This window comes from Mucilaginibacter agri (assembly GCF_009928685.1).
Taxonomy (GTDB): Bacteria; Bacteroidota; Bacteroidia; order Sphingobacteriales; family Sphingobacteriaceae; genus Mucilaginibacter; species Mucilaginibacter agri.
Map to the genome: position 1 here is coordinate 753,022 of NZ_WWEO01000045.1, position 18,802 is coordinate 771,823.

Sequence of the window (18,802 nt, forward strand, 5' to 3'; positions counted from 1 at the left end):
AAATAACAATGAAAAAGATTAACAAGAATATATGGTTAGGTACACTTGCATTAGCAATGTTAAATTTTAATTGTACCAAACTAAACGAAGAACTATATGGGTCCAAGTTTCAGAAAGAAGGTGGGGCTACGGCAAACACCGCCGATTTGGGTGGTGTTTACAATCAATTAAACGATTTCTCCAATCAGGCAAATACTTATGCTTTAGAAGAGCACTCGACAGATGAAATGATGGGGCCAACCCGAGGTACTGACTGGGATGACTTTGGCACCTGGAGAAAATTGCATCAACATACCTGGGATCCTACCCACAACCAGATATATGATACCTGGAACGTGTTGAATACAGGCGTATACCGCGCTACCTCCGTTATCAGTGCAGCATCAAGCAACCAAATTAAAGCAGAGGCAAGTTTTTTACGCGCTTTCTTTATGTTTTATGTGGTTGATTTATATGGCCAGCAACCGTTTCGTGAAGTTACCGACGATCCGGATGCAAACCCAAGGGTTATGAGCCGTAAAGAAGCTACCGACTACATGATCAAAGATCTTGAGTTTGCTGTGGCTAACCTTACCGGCGGTACCCCGGGCCAGGCTACCAAAGAAGGGGCTGAGTTCTTACTGGCAAAAATCTATTTAAACAAAGCCGTATTTTATCAAAATCCAGCTAGTCCTGCTGGCCCTTACACATTTGACAAGGCCGATATGGATAAAGTGGTATTGTATACCAATGCCATTATCAACAGCGGTAAATACACCCTGGCTAGTAACTATTACGACAACTTTAAATGGGATAACACCACGGCTTCTAAAGAGTTGATTTTCGTACGTCCGAACGATCCGGGAGCAGGACAGACCGCGTCTTTAGAAAACCGCACCCGCATGGTGGAACACTACAACACCACCCCTGACGGCTGGAATGGTTTCACTACCCTGGCTGCATTTTATAGCAGTTTTGATGATGGCGATACCCGTAAAAGCTACGTACTACCGGGTTATACTGATAAAACCGGTCAAAACGTGGGGTTCCTGATTGGCCAACAAAAGAAATATGATGCATCAGGTAACCTTGTTAATGTGCTGGACCGAAGCGGTAACCCGTTGATATTTACTCCGAAAGTAGATTTAGGGTATGCGACAGAAGCACAAGGTATCCGCGCAGTTAAATTCCCATTAAACCCGGCTAATCTGGGCCAGAGTGGTAACGACTACGTGTTCTTCCGTTATTCTGATGCTTTACTAATGAAGGCAGAAGCAATTTTAAGAGGCGGAACTGATGCAGCAACGCCAGTGGCGCTTGTAAACAGCATTAGAACTGTGCGCGGAGCAGCGCCATTGGCTAATGTTGATTTAACTGCAATGCTGGCAGAACGTGGCCGCGAAATGTACTGGGAAGGTTGGAGAAGGAATGACCTGATTCGCTTTGGTAAATTTAACGACCCTGTTGATCAGCGTGATGTTGCTTCGCCTGGTTATCGTGTGGTTTATCCGATTCCACAAAGAGCAGTTGACTCAAATCCTAACTTAAAACAAAATACAGGTTATTAATTGATTTAATATTTGCTTATTTTTCGAACGTAGCGGCACTTGTCGCTACGTTTGTTTTATAAACCCAATTATAAATGCCGAAGCAAATTAAATGGTTATGGTTACTATTACCATTAACCTTCATTTCCTGTCATACGCATAACCCAGATACACTGTTTAGTCAATTAGATAACAGCGAAACGGGTATTAATTTCGTTAATCAACTTACCGATAATAACAAAACCAACATCTTCTCCTACCGCAACTATTATAATGGCGGAGGGGTTGCCATAGGCGATGTTAACAACGATGGCCTCAATGATATATATCTAACCTCGAACCAGGGGGATAACAAACTATTGATCAATAAAGGCAACTGGAAATTTGAAGATGTTACTTTAAAGGCAGGCGTTAAAGGTAACCGTTACTGGAGTACTGGCGTAACTATGGCAGATGTAAATGGCGACGGCTGGCTCGATATATATGTTTGCAACAGCGGCAACTCTAACGGACAAAATACAGAGAACGAATTATTCATCAATCAGCATAACGGTACTTTTAAAGAAGAAGCAGCAAAGTATGGTTTAGATGACAAAGGGCTCTCTACACACGCGGTATTTTTTGATTATGATCTGGATGGCGATCTGGACTGTTATGTATTGAACAATTCCTTTAGGCCGATAGGCACCTTCAACTTTGCCAAAGATTTAAGAGACGAGGTAGATGAATTGGGCGGAGATCGCCTCTACCGTAATGACAACGGTCATTTTGTAAATGTAAATAAAGAAGCAGGTATTTACTCAAGCGATATTGGCTTCGGATTAGGGGTTTCTGTAGCGGACATTAATCAGGATGGATATCCGGATATTTATGTATCGAACGATTTCTTCGAACGCGATTATCTATATATAAATCAGCATAACGGCACGTTTAAGGAAGAAATCCAAAATCAAACAAGGCATTTAAGCCTGGCTTCAATGGGATCGGATATTGCCGACATAAACAATGACGGCCAGCTGGACATTTTTACTACCGAGATGTTGCCGGAGAGTGATAAACGGCTTAAAAACATTACATCTTACGAATCGTACGATGTGGTGAAGATTAAACAAAAAGACGGTTACTATAACCAATATATGCAAAACTGCCTGCAGCTTAACAATGGCAACGGCACTTTTTCTGAGATTGCTTTTTACGCCGGCGTTGCCGCTACCGACTGGAGTTGGGGCGCATTGGCCTTTGATATGGACAACGATGGCTGGAAAGACTACCTGATCTGCAATGGCATTTATAAAGACCTTACCAACCAGGATTATATCGAGTATTTGGCCAGCGAAGAAAACATCCGGAAAATCGAAGACGGTAAAAGATTCAATTACAAGGACTTTATTGATAAAATGCCATCGAACCCAATTAGCAGCTATGCATTTTTAAATAACCACAATCTTACTTTCTCTGATAAAACCAAAGAGTTTGGTTTAGATCAACCCGCATTTAGCAATGGTGCTGCTTATGGAGACCTGGATAATGATGGCGACAACGACCTGATTGTAAATCGTGTTAATATGCCCGTTGGCGTCTATCGCAACAATGCTCAAAAACTCCACAACCATGCAATAATGTTAACCTTAAAAGGCGACAAGATGAACAGATTTGGAGTAGGTTCCATCATTAAAGCCTGGGCAGGTGGGCAGTCATTATTGTACTATCATCAGCCAGCGCGTGGATTCGAGAGCAGCATCTCCCCTAACCTGCTTAACATTGGCATAGGTCAGGCAAACCATGCTGACTCGCTAGAGGTAATATGGCCCGGCGGTAAAACTCAAACCATCAAAAATGTAAAGGCGGGTAAACTGGTAACTTTGAGTGTACAGAACGCCATATCAAAACCTAAAATAAATACGACACCTGTAAAACCAATGTTTACAGAGGTTGCAAGGCAGCTTTTCGACAGCATTCCGCACCATCAGGAAGACGACTTTATCGACTTCGATAATGAACGTTTAATGTTGCAGATGTTATCTACCGAGAACCCCTACATCACAACCGGCGATTTAAACAACGATGGACTGACAGATTTTTATTTCGGGGCATCAAAAGGTCATTCGGCAGCTATTTACTTTCAGCAAAAGAACGGTCATTTTAAAGCATATATTCCTGATGACTTTAAAAAGCAAGATTACCTGGAATGCGCAGGCGCAGTTATCGGCGATTTTGATAAAGACGGCGACCAGGACCTAATCTTAACTTTTGGCGGCAACGAAGAACAGCCTGGCTCACCTGTAATGAGGCCCCGGTTTTATGAGAATGATGGCAAAGGCCAACTCCAATGGAACAAAGAGAAATCAATTAATACATCCATTAACGCATCGGTAATTATTAAAAATGATTACGACCATGATGGTGACGAAGATCTGTTTATCGGAGGCCGAAGTGTGCCTGGATTGTATGGCTGTTCTCCCTTGTCATATGTTTTTGAAAATGACGGTAAAGGCCATTTCAAAAATGTAAGCAAACAGGTACTCGGTGATGATCACTTGGGGATGGTCACCGCGGCCGAATGGGCAGATCTGGATAAAAATGGATATGATGATTTGATCGTAACCGGAAACTGGATGGGTATCCGTATTTTTAAAAACAACAAAGGCAAATTTACACCAGATAATACACTAAATAACTACAAAGGCTGGTGGAGCAGCTTAAAAATAGACGACATTAACGGAGATGGCTATCCCGATATTATAGCTGGTAACCTGGGTTTGAACAGTAAATTCAAAGCGAGTAACACTGAACCGATGCGTATCTACATTAAGGACTTTGATAAAAATGGCACCAAGGAATGTGTAACCTCCATTTATCGAAACGATCATCAATCATACGTATTTCACATGCGCCCTGATCTTGTTGGTCAGATGCCGATATTCAAAAAACAATATCTGCGCTATAATGATTATGCTGGTAAAACCTTTGACGAGATATTCCCGCCAGATGAGGTAAAAGATGCGGAGATACATGAGATCAATACCCTGGCTTCTGCAGTATTTATGAATAGAGGTGGTGCTGGATTTAGTTATCAACTGTTGCCTGTAAATGCCCAGCTTGCACCAATCAACACTATCATTACAGATTGGGATGCACAATCGAAAGCTAAAAGGATTATTTTGGCTGGAAATTTCTATGGCTTTAAACCCGAAGTTGGCCGACTGGACGCCAGCTATACCGACACCTACCTATGGCAAAACGGCAAATTTAACTATTTGTCCCCTGCTAAATCCGGGATATTAATTAGAGGTCAGGTAAGATCATCGGCAGTTGTTAATAGCGCCAACGGCCAAAAGCTTTACCTGTTGGGGCTAAACGACGATCGATTATACGCTTATAAACCTAATAACTGAGGCCACCAATGAAACGATCCCTGCCAATTCTTTTTTGCCGATACCGTCAAGCTTTTGCGTTAGTTTTAGTTTTGTTATTGGGCGCTTGTAAACAGCAATCTACCACTCCGCATATATTTGAGAAGGTTGCGCCATCTGCCTCTAATGTAACCTTTGCTAATACCATCACCGAATCGGATTCATTGAACATTATGGACTACCTCTACTTCTATAACGGAGCTGGCGTAGCAACGGCCGATTTTGACCTGGATGGCAAACAGGATCTTTATTTTGTATCAAACCAGGGCGCAAATAAACTTTACCTCAACAAAGGCAATTTAAAGTTTGAGGATGTAACTGTTAAAGCAGGCGTAGCCGGTAAAGGTAACTGGAAAACCGGTGTCACCATTGTGGATATTAACAACGATGGCTACCCTGATATCTACCTCTCTGTTGTATCGGGGTATAAAAACTTTAAAGGCGCAAACCAACTATACATTAATAACGGCGACATGACCTTTACCGAAAGTGCCGCCAAATACGGGCTCGATTTTAAGGGCCTTAGTACACAAGCTGCATTTTTTGATTACGATAAAGACGGCGACCTCGATGCCTTTATCCTCACCCACTCTGTACATAGCAACGACTCCTACGGTGATTCGTCAGCTCGATTTAAATATAATTATGAAGCCGGCGACCACCTGTTGCGCAATGATAACGGCCACTTTACCGAGGTAACCCAGCAAAGCGGCATTTATGCCTCGGCAATAGGCTACGGTTTGGGCATTAGTATTTCAGATTTAAACAACGATGGCTGGGACGACCTCTATGTAAGCAACGATTTTTTTGAGCAGGATTACTATTACATCAATCAGCATAACGGCACTTTTAAAGAGCAGCTAAAAAATGCCTTCGGCCATACAAGCTTGTTTTCGATGGGTAATGCGGTTACCGATATCAACAAAGATGGCATGCTGGATGTGATCACTACAGATATGCTTCCGGGCGATATGGGGCCATTAAAATCGTCTATTAACGACGAAGCGCTGGACATTTACAATCAGGAAGTGCGAAGCGGGTTTTATTATCAATATTCCAAAAACTGCCTGCAACTCAATGTAGCCAATGGCAAAAAGTTTGTGGATATCGGTTTATACGCGGGCGTTTCGGCTACGGATTGGACATGGTCGCCCGTGGCACAGGATTTTGATATGGATGGTTACAAGGATTTGTTCTTTTCCAATGGTATCAAAAAGCGCCTTACAGACCTCGATTACCTGAAATATCTCGGCGATCCGGCAGTACAGCGCATGGGTACTAACCGCAATTTCGACCGGGATAAAATCAATCATATGCCCGATGGCCGCGTGCACAATTACCTTTATAAAGGCAGTCAGTCGCTTCGGTTTGAGGATGTTTCGGCTAACAACGCAATGCAGGATCTTTCATCATCATCCGGCGCCCTGAGCGTTGATTTAGACAATGATGGCGACCTAGAAATTGTAACCAATAACATGAACGAGCCGGCATTTATCTACAAAAATAAGACTGTAGAAAATGGTGGCGTGACCAAACCCAAATTTGTTGCATATCAGGTTAATTATACAGGAGCAAACAGAGGTGGCATTGGTACGAAGCTTTATATAAAGTCGGCAAAAACGGTTGACCATCAGGAGTTTCAAACAAGCACTGCTTTCCAAAGCAATCAGTCGAACAAGTTGACATTTACATTCTCCCGCGATGACAAACCAGAACAGTTACTGATCGTTTGGCCGGATAATTCTTACCAGATCGAAAATAACTTTAAGCTTAATACGTCATCGTTCCTTAAATATCAGCCTACCAAAGTACTACACGCTGATAATATTGCTAACGTTATAGATGATTTCATCAAAAACCGGTCGACTTTTAGTAGTAAAGAAATTAGCGTTCAGTTGCTAGCTCAACAGCATATTAACGAGACACCCGATTTTAATTACGCTTACTTACTGCCGCATACTTACCTGCCGCACACTGCCCCTATTGCAGTTGCGGATATTGATCGCAATGGCACCGACGACATTTACGTAGGCGGTATGGTCGGCGATGAAAAATACCTGCTGATAAGCGATACTAAAGGCAATTATAAAAAGGTGGCCGTATCCGCATTTGCAACCAGTAAAAATATTGGGGATGCTGATGCAAAATGGTGCGACGTAAACAAAGATGGCCTGCCCGATCTCATTGTACAAAGTGTAAATCATCCCTACGCGGATAATGCCTCATTGGAGCAGCCACGATTATATATCAACAAAGGCAATTACCAATTTCGGCAAATGCCTTTACCTCGTTTAAATTCACAAACGGCGGCTATCTCCATAATCGATATTAATACTGATGGCCTGCCGGATATACTATTACAAGGCAGTATTCCCTTCCGCGATTATTCGGCCAAACGTCCAGCAGTTATGCTATTGAATAAAGGCAATGGCAACTTTGCGCCGGCACCCGAGGATAGCTATGCCACCATCAAAAATATCCGTTATATCAAGAACATCTGCGTTTCAGATGTAGATGGCGATGGTAAACAAGACGTAATTATTGCAGCTGAATGGCAGCCATTAATGGTTTTCTTAAATAAAAACGGCAAACTTAGCCGCTTAAGCATTCCATCGTTAGATGACCGTAAAGGTTGGTGGCAGTCGGTAACCGTTAGCGATGTGGATGGTGACGGAAAACCTGATCTGTTGGCTGGCAACTGGGGCATCAACAATAAATATGAAGTTGATGCAGACAAGCCATTGTTCGCTTACAACCAAGATTTAGATAACGATGGCAAACCCGACCTGATTCTATCCTACAATCACTTGGGTAAATATTATCCCTTCAGACCTAAAAATGATCTCGAATTGGAGCTACCCTATATAAAAAAGGAATGGCTGAGTTATCAGAAAATGAGCGATAAAACCACAGATGAAGTTTTCAAAGATAAGCTCGACCAAAAGACTAAACTAGAGGCCAACACCTTTAAAACCATCTTTGCGTCCGACGTTTTGCATGCGGCAAAAGTTACCGAACTTCCGTACCTATATCAGCAGGCGCCAATGCGCAGCATCAGTAAAACAACAATGCCACAGCAAATTTTATTAAATGGAAACTTTTGGGGTGTGATACCTTACGAAGGAAAATATGATGCGTTAGGCCTGGTAACAGCATTGTACAACAAGCAGACCAAAAGCTTTTCAGCACCACAATACTGGACAAATCCTCAAATCAATTTTGAAGAGATTAGCGATCTCCAGCCTGTAAAAACCGGCTCGGCTACCAAATGGATTGCGGTAACTTATAGCGGTAAAGTGATGCTGATATCAGAATAAATATTACAGAACCGGATAGCAGATACGTGTAACCCATTTACTGCTATCTGGTTCGGCACTACGGTCTGTTATAAACTCTTCGAACGGAATAGCAGGAGCCGTGTAAATATTGTCTTTCATGTAGTTAGACAATTGACCTAAAGCGTTACTTACGCTATTATTCCCCCCCTTAACTACTGCACTAAGCATATTAGAATGATATACCATCTTCTTGATATAAATATCATTCGTGGCAGCTAAATACTTGTTTACCGGGATAGCCACCATTGTTAAATACTGATCTTTATCTAACCGGGTGATGTTAACGATAGGATTACCCGTTTGTTTAGCCTCATACTTTGCAGCATAATCTTTAAGGGAACTAATCATTCCATAAATTTCCGCTGTGGTCGAAGAGTCTTTAGTGATACGTTTGGTTGTTAACACGAGTGAGTCCTGCAACTGTTTTTTTTCTACATGAATGCCATAAACATGCTTGTCGCTCTCTAAAAATGCTTTGGCCCGGCTAAGCATATCGTCCAGTTGCCCGGTTGTGGTCTTTGCCAATAGATAGTTAGTAACCCTTTTAACAGGATTTAGGCCTGTGTAGAAAAATACTTTACAAGTGAGGTAAATGCTTTTATCGCCTCTAACGTCATAAGTTAGGGTATTTATCACAGTGTCTTTACCAACCAAAAGCTTACCGGCAACCTGTGTAACGGTACTTTTTATTGGCACAAAATCCGTTTGGGCGGCGGGCCACCACTTGTACCACTGCCTGGGATGGATCACATATTTAAAGACAGCCTGCTCAGGTGTATAAACCTGCATCTGTCGGGTAACTTTAATTTCGGAGGGAAGAAAAAGGTAAACGCAAGTAAGTATTATGATTAACAGTAGTACAGCAAACAAGGCTATTCTTTTCATATTTTATTAAAAGGTATTATTGGTTTTGCAATGTAATCATTCTCCGTTTTTTACCATGGTTTGTTTTCTCATAATCATCTTTTAATCATTACTTTTCTTATTTTTAGCTAACCAATTATGAAACTGAAACAACTCTTTACGGCCGTGCTGTTAGCATGCGCTATGCCTGCCGCATTTTCACAAACGCAGCCAGACCAGTGGCTCATTAATGCTGCTAAAATAGAGCCTGCAAATTATTATGGTATTACGGTGGCTAACGGCATGATCGGCGTGGTGTCTGCCCCCGAGCCTTTTAAGGTTAAAAACGTAGTACTGGCTGGTGCTTATGATCTGTATGGTCGTGGCAGAGTAAGCAACTTTTTAAACAGTTTTAACCTGCTTAATATGAACCTCGAGATCAACGGCAAGCGCGTTACAGCAGCTGGGGTCAGCGACTTTAAGCAGCAGTTGGATATGCATCATGCGGCATTTACTACCACCTTTAATTATGGTGCAGATGCAAGCATAAAATACACTTACTATTCGCTACGCCATTTGCCGTTTACGGTATTGATGGACGTATCTATCACTGCCAAAAAGGACATCACTATTTCGGCAGCCAGCGTAATGGAAGCCCCCGACGCCTTACGCGATGTGCAGAATTATTATAATGAAATAGATAGGCCGCACACTACCATAAGTTTATTGACATCGACAGCCAAAAGCCCCACTGGTAAACTACAGCTTTGTTCATCAACTACGTTTCTGTTTACAGAGCCACACGGCAGCGAGCCGCGCATTATACATGAAATGTGGGACAGCAATATGCACCTCATGCGTTTCGGTAAAACCATTAAGGCTGGGGAGACTTATACCTTTTCTATCGCCGGTTCGTCTATCACTTCCGCTCATAATGATGACCCACTTAACGAAGCAGAGCGCCTAACTATTTATGCCAAATTGGAAGGCCACGATAGGCTGGTTAAATTCCATAACCAGGCCTGGGATGAGCTATGGAAAAGCGACATCCAGATAGAAGGCGACCCGCAGGCACAGCAAGATGTGCATAGTATGCTTTATCACCTCTACTCTTTCTCTCGCGCCGGCACTTCATTTTCTCCCTCGCCAATGGGGTTGTCTGGCTTAGGATATAATGGCCACGTATTTTGGGACACCGAGGTTTGGATGTACCCGTCGTTGCTTATTTTACACCCCGAAATTGCACGCTCACTGCTCGATTATCGGTTTGAACGCCTGGAAGCTGCCAAACGCAATGCTTTTGCCAATGGCTTTAAGGGTGCTATGTTCCCTTGGGAAAGTGCAGACAAGGGAGTTGAAGAAACGCCGGTTTGGGCACTAAGCGGTCCGTTTGAACACCACATTACCGCCGATGTAGCCTTCGCTGCATGGAATTACTATTGTGTAACACAAGATAAAACATGGCTTAAAGAACGCGGCTGGCCTATTCTATCCGCTACTGCCGATTTTTGGGCAAGCCGTGTAGAACGCAACGGCCCCGGACATTATGATATTAAGAACGTGGTAGCGGCCGACGAATGGGCGGAAAATGTAGATAATAACGCATTTACCAACGCTGCAGCAAAAGTAAATTTACAATGCGCAACGCAAGCCGCTCAGCTTTTGGGAGTAACAGCTAATCCAGATTGGGCCACGGTAGCACAGAACATTCCGATATTTACCCTGCCCAACGGCGTAACCCGCGAGCACGACAGCTACAAGGGTGAAGGCATTAAACAGGCCGACGTTAATCTATTGGCCTACCCGCTAAAAGTAATTACCGAACCCGCACAGGTAAAAAAAGACCTCGAATACTATGAAACCCGCATACCCAATGAAGGCACGCCGGCCATGACACAAGGCATTTTCGCACTACTATATTCTCGTTTGGGTAACGGCGATAAAGCCTATCATTTTTTCAAGGATGCCTACGAGCCTAATTTGAATCCGCCTTTCAGGGTAATTGCAGAAACCAAGGGCGGCACAAACCCTTATTTCGCCACGGGTGCAGGCGGCATTGTACAAAGTTTGCTAATGGGTTTCGGGGGGTTGGACATTACGCCTGATGGTATTGTGCAGATCAAAAGTGCGTTGCCATCTAAATGGAAGTCATTAAAGCTGACCGGGATCGGTCCGGATAGAAAAACATATACAGTTAAAAATTGAGAAGAACCGTAAGCATAATATTGTTATTCATTCTCCTGTTTAATACAACCGGTTACCAAATAGCTTTTTACCTATTGCAGCGATGCGCAGATGTCCGAATGGAAAAACAACTGGATCGTGTTTCGGATAAAGATCATAATCTGCTAACGGTTAAAGTTCCAATACGCTTGCCCTATCAAACCAATTGGAAAAATTTTGAACGCGTTGACGGCGAGGTTACCTTTAAAGGCAACACTTACCGGTACGTTAAACAAAAGATCAGCAACGATACGCTGATCTTGCTTTGTATTAACTATCAGGAGAAAAACCTCCTGAAAAAAAGCAGCAGTGATTATTACCAGAAGGCAAATGACAATAGTAATAACACCTCTAAAACAAGTCTCAGCTTACACTTAAAGCAGGAATATCTATCCTTAAACTCATTTCTCTTACCTGGCTTAAATGGTGTAGAACATTTATTTAAGGCACATACAGTCCCTCAAGACTCGCCGGGCTATCATCGCCTTGTTGATTCGCCTCCCGATTTCACAACCACTCTCAATTGTTAAAACTTTGCCTTACTTTAGGCTTTTGCCAATACCAACCTTATTTTAAACCAAATGAACCGCATACTATACTTTATAGCGGGAGCTATGTTGTTATGCTCCTCCTGCAAGAAAAACGATTATCAAAAGATCTTACATGATCCTCAATTATACAGCAATACCGTTCACGAATTAAATGGTGTTGTAATGGGCAACAACTTCAGTCCGGTTGTAGCCTCAAGAAATTACACCTATGCCGCCATTGCGGGGTACGAAGCAATTGCAGCAGGGTATCCCAAACAATATCGCTCGCTGGGTGGACAATTAAACGGACTTAAAACTGTACCCACCCCGCCTAAAGACAAACCTATAGACTTTGAGTATGCTGCTATACTGTCTTACTGCGCCGTTGGGCAGGCGGTAACTTTCCCCGAGGGGAGCATGAAATATTATGTCGACAGCCTCGATAAACTCGCCAAAGATCACGGGATGCCGAATGACGTGTTTGACAATACCCAGGCTTACGCAAAAGCATTGTCTAGTGCTATTATCAAATGGAGTAAAGGCGATAACTATTTAAAAACACGCAGTGCATCAAAATTTACGGTCACCGAAGAGGAAGGCCGTTGGATACCCACACCACCCATGTATGCGCAGGCCGTTGAGCCGCATTGGATGGAGCTTAGGCCAATGGTAATGGATAGCGCATCGCAATTCCGCGTACCGGCACCGCCTAAGTTTGATGTTAAAGATAAAAACAGTAAATATTATCAAGAGGTGATGTATATCAAAAACACCGGTGAACATTTAACAGATGAACAAAAACATATAGCCGAGTTTTGGGACGATAATCCCGGTAAAATGAATGTATCGGGACACGTGCAATTCATTACCAAAAAATTCTCTCCACCGGGGCATTGGATGAGCGTAACCGGCATTGCGGCTAAAAAAATGAATGCCGACTTTAACACTACCGTTTACGCCTATGCAAAAACCTCGATAGCACTATTCGATGGTTTTATACAATGTTGGGATGCTAAATACCACTATAATACTGTTAGGCCAGAAACGGTGGTGAATAAATACTTTGATATTAACTGGCGGCCGTTTTTACAAACCCCGCCTTTCCCCGAATATACTTGCGGCCATTCTACCATTTCCTCTGCCGCAGCCGAGGCTCTTACCAGCGTGTTTGGCGATAATGTTGCTTATAAAGATACATCTGAATTAGAGTTTGGAATCAAAAGCCGTTCGTTTCCGTCATTTCGCGCAGCAGCGCTCGAAAATAACTGGGCGCGCTTTTATGGTGGGTTGCACTTTCATAACTCCTGTATAGTAGCTAACACTTACGGAAAAAAAGTAGGTGATCTGGTGGCTGATAAACTTAAAATGAAATTATAAAGATTAAAAGTCTACTAAAAAACGGGCGTTTGAACTTAGTTTAAACGCCCGTTTTGTTTCACCTGCTAACCTAAAAGTGGACAATAAAAATCCAGATCATAGTGCCTGTAAAGAATTTGTTATCCTTCAAAACTTTGCAATATCCATTAAACAAATATATTTGTTGTACTAATTAATAGAGACCAGAGACTATCCAAAACGGGGCGTAACCGAAAAGCCATACGAGTAGGGAATTTAAACCTTAATCATGAATTGGTATTTTACCGTTTTAAAAAAGTACGCGCAATTTAGCGGGCGCGCCAGGCGCAAAGAGTATTGGTTTTTTGTGTTATTCAACCTTATTATTTTCTACGCATTGGTAATTTTGGCTACATTATTGGGTGCAACTGCTGCTGCGTACATTTATTATTTAGCAGTAGCCATCCCTTACATTGCGGTGACAGTTAGGCGCATGCACGATGTTAACAAAAGCGGTTGGTACAGTCTAATTCCCATTTACAACCTGATATTAACATTAAGCCCTGGGACCGTTGGAGATAACGAATATGGACCGGATCCAAAGGTTGAGCCTATTTATGAGGCACAAGACTACGAAAAGCCTTACGATATAAACGCCTAGCTAGTTATGATTTACAGGTTATTTTGCAACTACATGGATGCTATCACCTGGTTGCAAAATAACCTGCTTTCGTGTTTCTTCAAAAAAATAACGGGGATTGATTGCCCATTCTGTGGACTTCAGCGCTCCATTATTGCTTTACTCTATGGAGATTTTACCAATAGCTTCAGATATTATCCGGCTACAATTTTGTTAATACTGGCTTTAGGTATAAGCCTTCCTGGCAACCGTTTAATGTTCGAACATAAACCCATGGTGCAAAAAAGCATTTACGCTTTATCAGCACTAGTTATTGTAGCAAACTATGCCTATAAAATTAAATCAGGTTTGATATAACGCCGTCCGATTCGGATTTACCTGCAGTTAGATATTTGTAGTCGTGCAATACAGTTTCCAGGAACTGATATTCGTTTACACCTGCAGGACTGGTAATTCCCAAATGCCTTTTTATTTGAACCGCCATTTTATAAACCATAGCGCTGTTGCGTGTGCGGTTAAAATGTTTGATCACATCATGAATTAGTAGCACGTCGGCGTCCGTTAATTGCGATATAACGGGGTATTGAACTTCATAGTCGCTGGTAATGGGCGTAAATGCCAGATCATCAAATTTTGTGGACGATGCGACCTTAACAACCACTGTGCCCGCTACTATGTCACCAATGCGTTGTCTGTTTTCAGTCAAAGCCACTGAAACGATGGCAGCGCTGCCACCGGTAACTCCAAAATCTAAAACACGAAATACCCAGCGCAACAAGTACTGCCCCACAGTGGACCTGCCGCCGCCAATACTTGCCACTTTTATTTTCAATGCACGTTTGCCAACGGTTTGCCCGTTGTAAAACACTTCACACACCAAATCATAGGCAACACACATTAAAAGCCAGATACCAAGCATCAAAAAATAGCCTGTCCGAAGTTCTGAGGGTGGTAATGGCTTCGTATTTTGAGATTCAGTAACAAGTACGGTAACAATAAATGCCATATATATTCCTAAGAATATTGCGTAGTCAATCAGCCTTGCTAAGAAGCGATCGCCAATGCCGGCAAGTTCGTATTCAATATCAATATTTTGTGCGGTGGTTATTGTGATGGTTTGCATGCGTAACAAATATATATTTGAGCCGCGGATTTTGAAGAGAAATCAAAAAAAATATTTATTATTAGCAAACAAAACTGGCTAACCTATCACTACATGCGTGAAGCATTATTTATAAAGCAGAATTCGGAAAGGTGGAAACAATACGAAAATTTGCAAACCAAAGATCCTGACGAGCTTGCAGAATATTTTATAGCAATTACAGACGATCTTGCCTACGCAAAAACCTTTTATCCACAGTCTAAAACTATCGCCTACCTCAATAAAATAGCAACCGGTTTTCATCAATCTATCTATAAAAACAAGAAGGAAAACAGCAACCGATTTATCCTATTCTGGAAGTATGAATTACCCCAGCTCTTTAAAAAACATCATAAAGAAATACTTTATTCATTTATATTCTTCGTAGCATTTTTACTCATTGGCGTGGTATCTGCCAAATACGACAAGGCCTTTGTGCGGTTAATTATGGGCGACGAGTATGTGAATATGACCAATGAAAACATTGCAAAAGGAGATCCATTTGGAGTTTATAAAGGACAAGATTCGTTATCCATGTTTTTTATGATTGCCAGTAACAACCTCTATATTACCGTAGTATGTTACCTGTTAGGCATTTTCTGCTCTGTGGGCACAGTGCTCTCCCTGTTCAAAAATGGCATTATGCTCGGGGCTTTCGAGTACTTTTTTTTCAGCAAGGGATTCGGTATGGAATCAATACTGGTTATCTGGATTCATGGTACGTTGGAAATATCATGCATTATAATAGCAGGTGGCGCAGGCTTGGTTTTCGGCAACAGCATCTTATTCCCTAAAACTTATAAAAGGTTTACATCCTTTAAAAAAGGGGCAATTGAGGGCATGAAAATCACGCTCGGCATTTTGCCCATAATAGTTATAGCAGCCATATTCGAAAGTTTTGTAACCCGCCATACCGAAATGCCCATTTGGCTTAGCATAAGCATATTGCTAGGTTCACTCCTATTTATCATTTGGTATGTAATTATTTATCCTATACGTTTAACACGCAACCCAAACAATAGCCCCTACATTAATGCAATCTAAAATTGAACTCAACAAAATCCGAAACCTCGACGAAATAGTAAGCGATACTATCATTTTTTTCAAGCAAAACTTCAAACCGCTTCTAAAGGCTTATTTTACTATTTGCGGTGCGTTCCTGATAGCTGGTCTTATTTTGGCCGTTATAAATTTTTTTGAAATGCGTGTGCATATGGAAGAGGGCACGTCTATATTTACAACAACTTACTTTTTATCACTTCTGTTCGGGCTTATCAATTATACGGCAACCATACTAACCACATTGTCTTTTATTACTATTTACAGAGAAAAGGGTAATGAGGCCCCAACTGTAGAAGAGGTGTGGTCTTACTTTAAATTCTACTTTTTAAAAGCGCTTTGGGCAATTATTGCCATAGTTGTTATAAGTAGTATAGGCAGCGTTTTTTGCCTATTGCCGGGTATCTATTTATTTACCGTGTTAGGCCTAATATTACCCATTATAGTGGTAGAGAATACCACATTCAATTATGCAATAAGCAGAAGCTTTCAGATCATCAAGAAAAGTTGGTGGCGGGTATTCGGCAGTATGCTAATTATTAGCGTTGTTGTATTAGCTGCTTATACGGTATTGGCTATTCCGGTAATGTTAGTTGCCGAAATTTATGCACTTGTGACAGGCATTAGTTTGACTACCTTTTACTTGATGCCCCTGGCAGTAGTATCTTCAGCAGCCCAGTTTTTATACATTTTGCCAATAATTGCTTTGGCTTTAAGCTATTTTAGCCTTACAGAGCAGCAAGATGGCACTAGCTTGCTTAACCGCATCGAAACGTTTGGTGTAACCGACCGCAATGCCGGCGATAATACTACAGAAGAATATTAAAGATTTATGACGTCTGATAGGTCTTTAATTATTTCAACAGACTCCCTAAAAGGAGGTCCGCCCATTATTATCGATGCTGTGCCTAAGGCGGTGGCCAGGCCTGTATATCACTTCATAAAAACTGATACCGCGCAGGTTGTTATACGGCACATAAACGATAAAGCGTTAAAGCACTTTGCTGATGATCCTACCTTCGACTATACCGAGGAAAAATCACACGCAACTAACTGGTGGGATAAATTCTGGGAGTGGTTTTGGCATTTATTTCAAAATTCTACGCAGAACGAGTCAACCCGATATTCAATTCCGTACCTCAGTTATATTTTCTGGATAGCTATCGGGGCGTTTATCCTCTTTGTGATCATCAAGTTTGCCACCAGTAACGGTATCAATATTTTTAACAGGGGATCTATGCAAATCAGCGACATCCAAACCGGAGCCGTTGAAGATATTAACCAAATTAACTTCGACCAAGAGATTGAAAAGGCTTTGGAGCAAGGCAATTATCGTTTGGCAGTGCGTTTACTGTTTCTAAGCTCTTTAAAACAGCTTAACGATGCGGGCCTGATCAATTGGAGAGCAGATAAAACGAATTCGGCATATTTAAACGAAATTACAGATACAGATCAACGCCAGGTTTTTACTGCGATAACCCGGCAGTTTGAGTACGTATGGTATGGCGAATTTTCTATCGATGGCGACTCTTTTCAAAATATTCACGGTTTGTTTAATCGCTTTAAACAAATGCTGCCATGAAAGATTTGAAGATTTATATCGTTATTGCCTCCCTTCTGCTGGTCGGCTATATTGTGGTGCAATATAATCGCCCTAAAACCATAGATTGGACTCAGACGCTTAATAACGACGACAAAATCCCTTTTGGTACTTACATCTTATTTAACCGCTTGCATGATATTTTCCCCGGGGCAAACGTTCAAACATTTCGTGAGCCTGTTTATAATGTTATAAGCGACCACGGTAATAAACCAGGCACTTACATTATTATTTGCGGTACGGCCAATATCAATGAGTACGATTATAACAAACTCGTTCGCTACCTAAAAAACGGAAGCAATGTGTTTATAGCTGCCAAAGATTTTGGCACCTATATTAAAAAGAATCTCAAAGTTGAAACCTATTCAGACCCTTTCAATAATCATAATACGCCTGTTCATTTCTTAAATAAGTATGTTGACAGCACTGAATATTATAACACAGATAAATATGTAGGCAACAGCTATTTCAGTAAGATAGACACTGCAAAAGCCATTGTGCTTGGCGAGAACGGCAGCCACCAAAGCAACTTCATAAAGTTCAACATTGGTAAAGGGGCTTTATATCTTAGCGCAAACCCGTTGCTATTTAGCAATTATAATATTCTGCAACCCAAAGGTGCAAATTACGCGGCCATAGCACTATCGAACTTGAAAAACACCAAAGATATATTTTGGGACGAATATTACACTCAGGGTCGTACTGGCCAAGAATCTCTAATGCGCGTTTTTTTACGCGATCCGCTTTTAAGAAGCGCATTCTATATAGCGTTTTTTAGCTTGCTGATCTTTGTGCTTTACGAAATGAAACGCCGTCAACGTATCATTCCGATTATAGAGCCGTTAAGCAACACATCTGCAGAGTTTGCCAAAGTGGTTGGGCAGGTATATTACGAACAGCGCAACAACAATAATATAGCGCAAAAAAAAGCGACCTACTTTTTAGAGTTTGTGCGAACGCATTATTATCTGAAAACAAACCAGCTAAGCGATGAATTTACCCGCACGCTCGCTCAAAAAAGCGGTGCGGATTTAGCGCTTTTACAAAATATTATCGCGCACTTTATTATGGCGCGCACCGGCCAACCTGTGAGCGACCGGGAATTAATAGAACTCAACCAAAACATCGAACAATTTTATATTCAATCCAGATAA

General features: G+C 41.7%; 14 protein-coding genes. 12 read left to right on the forward strand and 2 right to left on the reverse strand.

Features of this window, described 5'->3' with window-relative positions:
- The first annotated feature begins 8 nt into the window (after positions 1-8).
- From GSY63_RS23335 to GSY63_RS23345, 3 genes are all read left to right on the forward strand, one after another.
- Positions 9-1,547 carry a RagB/SusD family nutrient uptake outer membrane protein gene (locus GSY63_RS23335; protein WP_166588252.1) on the forward strand — a complete coding sequence of 513 codons (1,539 nt, stop codon included), beginning with the start codon at positions 9-11 and terminating at the stop codon, positions 1,545-1,547.
- Positions 1,548-1,621: 74 nt separating this feature from the next.
- Positions 1,622-4,921: a VCBS repeat-containing protein gene (locus GSY63_RS23340; RefSeq protein WP_166588253.1), complete on the forward strand. Its 3,300-nt coding sequence runs from the start codon at positions 1,622-1,624 to the stop codon at positions 4,919-4,921.
- Positions 4,922-4,929: 8 nt separating this feature from the next.
- Positions 4,930-8,256, forward strand: a complete 3,327-nt coding sequence (locus GSY63_RS23345) for a VCBS repeat-containing protein (RefSeq protein WP_166588254.1) — start codon at positions 4,930-4,932, stop codon at positions 8,254-8,256.
- A 3-nt stretch (positions 8,257-8,259) separates the two neighbouring features.
- Here the strand turns inward: GSY63_RS23345 and GSY63_RS23350 are convergent, their stop codons facing one another.
- Positions 8,260-9,162, reverse strand: coding sequence for a GyrI-like domain-containing protein (locus tag GSY63_RS23350; protein WP_166588255.1), 903 nt, complete (start codon positions 9,160-9,162; stop codon positions 8,260-8,262).
- Between the two features lie 117 nt (positions 9,163-9,279).
- On the opposite strand from GSY63_RS23350, the gene GSY63_RS23355 reads away from it, so the two are divergent.
- The 5 genes from GSY63_RS23355 (at position 9,280) to GSY63_RS23375 (ending at position 14,205) form a co-directional block, all read left to right on the forward strand.
- Positions 9,280-11,325 carry a glycoside hydrolase family 65 protein gene (locus GSY63_RS23355; RefSeq protein ID WP_166588256.1) on the forward strand — a complete coding sequence of 682 codons (2,046 nt, stop codon included), beginning with the start codon at positions 9,280-9,282 and terminating at the stop codon, positions 11,323-11,325.
- Positions 11,326-11,423: 98 nt separating this feature from the next.
- On the forward strand, positions 11,424-11,873 hold the full coding sequence (locus GSY63_RS23360) for a hypothetical protein (protein ID WP_166588257.1): 450 nt from the start codon (positions 11,424-11,426) through the stop codon (positions 11,871-11,873).
- 51 nt (positions 11,874-11,924) lie between these two features.
- On the forward strand, positions 11,925-13,250 hold the full coding sequence (locus tag GSY63_RS23365) for a vanadium-dependent haloperoxidase (protein ID WP_166588258.1): 1,326 nt from the start codon (positions 11,925-11,927) through the stop codon (positions 13,248-13,250).
- A gap of 247 nt (positions 13,251-13,497) precedes the next feature.
- Complete coding sequence (locus GSY63_RS23370) at positions 13,498-13,869, forward strand: DUF805 domain-containing protein (protein WP_166588259.1); 372 nt, start codon at positions 13,498-13,500, stop codon at positions 13,867-13,869.
- Positions 13,870-13,875: 6 nt separating this feature from the next.
- Positions 13,876-14,205, forward strand: coding sequence for a DUF2752 domain-containing protein (locus GSY63_RS23375; RefSeq protein WP_166588260.1), 330 nt, complete (start codon positions 13,876-13,878; stop codon positions 14,203-14,205).
- On the opposite strand, the gene GSY63_RS23380 is transcribed toward GSY63_RS23375, so the two are convergent.
- Positions 14,186-14,971, reverse strand: a complete 786-nt coding sequence (locus tag GSY63_RS23380; RefSeq protein WP_166588261.1) for an RDD family protein — start codon at positions 14,969-14,971, stop codon at positions 14,186-14,188. The two genes, GSY63_RS23375 and GSY63_RS23380, sit on opposite strands and share 20 nt — an antisense overlap.
- Before the next feature lie 93 nt (positions 14,972-15,064).
- On the opposite strand from GSY63_RS23380, the gene GSY63_RS23385 reads away from it, so the two are divergent.
- From GSY63_RS23385 to GSY63_RS23400, 4 genes are read left to right on the forward strand one after another with little or no spacing between them, the layout of a single operon-like run.
- Positions 15,065-16,033 (forward strand): stage II sporulation protein M, encoded by a 969-nt coding sequence (locus GSY63_RS23385; RefSeq protein WP_166588262.1) that lies wholly within the window; start codon positions 15,065-15,067, stop codon positions 16,031-16,033.
- Entirely contained in the window at positions 16,023-16,874 is an 852-nt protein-coding gene (locus tag GSY63_RS23390) for a hypothetical protein (protein WP_166588263.1), read from the forward strand. The genes GSY63_RS23385 and GSY63_RS23390 overlap by 11 nt, the downstream gene beginning before the upstream one ends.
- A 6-nt stretch (positions 16,875-16,880) precedes the next feature.
- The gene (locus GSY63_RS23395) at positions 16,881-17,630 is read left to right on the forward strand and encodes a DUF4129 domain-containing protein (protein WP_166588264.1); all 750 of its coding nucleotides are present in this window, start codon (positions 16,881-16,883) and stop codon (positions 17,628-17,630) included.
- Positions 17,627-18,802 (forward strand): DUF4350 domain-containing protein, encoded by a 1,176-nt coding sequence (locus GSY63_RS23400; protein WP_166588265.1) that lies wholly within the window; start codon positions 17,627-17,629, stop codon positions 18,800-18,802. Before GSY63_RS23395 ends, GSY63_RS23400 begins: the two co-directional genes overlap by 4 nt.

Coding starts and splice junctions, on each gene's coding strand:
- GSY63_RS23335 (WP_166588252.1), top strand. CDS start 9: ATGAAAAAGATTAACAAGAATATATGGTTAGGTACACTTGCATTAGCA.
- GSY63_RS23340 (WP_166588253.1), top strand. CDS start 1,622: ATGCCGAAGCAAATTAAATGGTTATGGTTACTATTACCATTAACCTTC.
- GSY63_RS23345 (WP_166588254.1), top strand. CDS start 4,930: ATGAAACGATCCCTGCCAATTCTTTTTTGCCGATACCGTCAAGCTTTT.
- GSY63_RS23350 (WP_166588255.1), bottom strand. CDS start 9,162: ATGAAAAGAATAGCCTTGTTTGCTGTACTACTGTTAATCATAATACTT.
- GSY63_RS23355 (WP_166588256.1), top strand. CDS start 9,280: ATGAAACTGAAACAACTCTTTACGGCCGTGCTGTTAGCATGCGCTATG.
- GSY63_RS23360 (WP_166588257.1), top strand. CDS start 11,424: ATGGAAAAACAACTGGATCGTGTTTCGGATAAAGATCATAATCTGCTA.
- GSY63_RS23365 (WP_166588258.1), top strand. CDS start 11,925: ATGAACCGCATACTATACTTTATAGCGGGAGCTATGTTGTTATGCTCC.
- GSY63_RS23370 (WP_166588259.1), top strand. CDS start 13,498: ATGAATTGGTATTTTACCGTTTTAAAAAAGTACGCGCAATTTAGCGGG.
- GSY63_RS23375 (WP_166588260.1), top strand. CDS start 13,876: ATGATTTACAGGTTATTTTGCAACTACATGGATGCTATCACCTGGTTG.
- GSY63_RS23380 (WP_166588261.1), bottom strand. CDS start 14,971: ATGCAAACCATCACAATAACCACCGCACAAAATATTGATATTGAATAC.
- GSY63_RS23385 (WP_166588262.1), top strand. CDS start 15,065: ATGCGTGAAGCATTATTTATAAAGCAGAATTCGGAAAGGTGGAAACAA.
- GSY63_RS23390 (WP_166588263.1), top strand. CDS start 16,023: ATGCAATCTAAAATTGAACTCAACAAAATCCGAAACCTCGACGAAATA.
- GSY63_RS23395 (WP_166588264.1), top strand. CDS start 16,881: ATGACGTCTGATAGGTCTTTAATTATTTCAACAGACTCCCTAAAAGGA.
- GSY63_RS23400 (WP_166588265.1), top strand. CDS start 17,627: ATGAAAGATTTGAAGATTTATATCGTTATTGCCTCCCTTCTGCTGGTC.